1 pseudogene is annotated in these 277 nt (G+C 36.8%); it reads left to right on the forward strand.

Annotation, left to right across the window (positions count from 1 at the left end):
* Window positions 1-188, forward strand: a pseudogene (locus tag ACTHS4_RS11935) (TolC family protein); the annotation flags it as partial.
* Window positions 189-277 lie beyond the last annotated feature (89 nt).

The following is a 277-nucleotide window of genomic DNA, read 5'->3' on the forward strand; positions in this document are numbered from 1 at the left end:
GCTATAATCAACGTATCACCAAATACTACCGTGATCGTTACAATGCCGGCGTATCTGAATTACGTGAATGGCTTGCTGCGGCAAACACAGAGAAAACCTCTCAACTTTCTATCTTGAATGCGAAATACAACATCATTCAGGCAGAAAATGCCGTATATAGTTCAATGGCAGGTTATTACTCCCGTTAAAATCATGATTAAGGAAGTTTCGGCTTCCTTAATCTTTTTTATGGATATGCAAAATGAAAAAACAGCTGACTTTTTATTTTATTCGACAT

It is taken from the genome of Neisseria sp. P0014.S009, from assembly GCF_051958155.1.
Lineage (GTDB): Bacteria > Pseudomonadota > Gammaproteobacteria > Burkholderiales > Neisseriaceae > Neisseria > Neisseria flavescens_C.